This is a genomic window from Streptomyces sp. ID05-39B (genome assembly GCF_033794725.1).
Lineage (GTDB): Bacteria > Actinomycetota > Actinomycetes > Streptomycetales > Streptomycetaceae > Streptomyces > Streptomyces bobili.
The window spans coordinates 1-1,579 of sequence record NZ_JARGEF010000498.1; the positions used below are offsets into that span (position 1 = coordinate 1).

Genomic DNA, 1,579 nt, shown 5'->3' on the forward strand with positions numbered 1-1,579 from the left:
TGGCTCGTGTAGCATCGTTGGGTTACTGTGTCGTACTCATCGGCTGTTGGGAGCTTGGGGATGGGTTCTCGGTGCGCTGGCAGACCGCGACGCCACTGTCGGCAAGCACAGAGATACGCAGTCAGGGCCGCTGGGGATCGGAGTCACGCATCCGCTCATGCCGCGTGGGGTCCATGGGGGCCCGCGCGCCGCCGAGCGGGCCGCCCAGCTCGCGCGGCAGCGGGCCGCCATGGACGCGACGCGGCAGAAGCGGGTGCGTGACTCCGATCCCCAGCGGCTCGGACTGCGTCGCTCGGTGCTCGCCGAAGCGGGCGTCGCCGTCGTCCTGCTCGCCGTCACGACGGCGCTGACCTCCACCGAGCCGGGCCGTACGGAACAGGACGCCAAGGCGGCTACGGCTGCCTCCTCGGCCTCCGCCGAGGGCACCTCGGGAGCCGTGACCCTGGACATGTCCTTCGACACCGGCGGCACGGACGGCAAGGGTGTCGTCAGCGTCGACATCGACCCCGCACGGACCGGCGCCAACGAGATGCACGTCTATGTGACCCGGCCCAACGGGCGCGCCTTCGACATCCCCGAAGTGAAGGTCGCCTTCACCCTCGAAGCTCAGAAGATCGGGCCGCTTCCCGTGACCCCCGACCACATCACCACCGGCCACTGGTCGGCGAACGGAGTACAGATCCCCGTGGCCGGCGCATGGCAGATCGCCGTGACCGTGCGGACCTCCGACATCGACCAGGTGACCGTCTCCAAGAACGCGCAGATCGGCTGAACCACCCATGTCTGACCAGACCCTTCCGCAGGCCCCGGAGACATCCCGGAAATCCCCGTCCCCCCAGACGCCCACGGCGGGCCTGACGCGGCGCAAGCTGCTCGGTACCGCCGGGGCCACCGGGCTCGTGGTGGGCACCGCGGGCGGGGCCGCCGGTTATGCGGCGGCGGCCGAGCAGGCCACACCGCTGTCCTCGATCGGGTCCGGCCAGGAGATGTTCCACGTGAAACATCAGCCGGGCATCACCCAGGGACTCCAGGCCCGCGGCCATCTCATCGCCTTCGACCTCGCCGCCGGTGCGGGCCGCAAAGACGCCGCGGCACTCCTCCGCCGCTGGTCCGAGACGGCCCGACGGCTGATGGCGGGCGAGGCCGCGAAGGACGACGACACGGACGTCGCGCGGGACGCGGGCCCTTCCTCGCTGACGATCACCTTCGGCTTCGGCCACAGCTTCTTCGCCCGCACCGGCCTGGAGAAGCAACGCCCGGTCTCCCTGGACCCGCTGCCCGACTTCTCCTCCGACCAGCTCGACATGTCCCGCAGCAACGGCGACCTGTGGGTGCAGATCGGCGCGAACGACGCCCTGGTGGCCTTCCACGCCCTGCGCGCGATCCAGAAGGACGCGGGCAGGGCGGCCAAGGTCCGCTGGCAGATGAACGGCTTCAACCGCACGCCGGGTGCGACCGCCCACCCCATGACGGCCAGGAACCTGATGGGCCAGATCGACGGCACCCGCAACCCGAAGCCGACGGAAGCCGACTTCACCGAGCGCATCTTCGTCCCGGAGTCGGTGGCGGGGTCGGGGTC

1 protein-coding gene and 1 pseudogene are annotated in these 1,579 nt (G+C 70.6%); both read left to right on the plus strand.

The features are described 5' to 3' along the window. Positions 1 to 772, plus strand: a pseudogene (locus P1P75_RS41455) (hypothetical protein); the annotation flags it as partial. A 7-nt stretch (positions 773 to 779) separates the two neighbouring features. Next, positions 780 to 1,579: Dyp-type peroxidase (locus P1P75_RS41460; protein WP_319265199.1), on the plus strand; the 800-nt coding region annotated here is incomplete at its 3' end.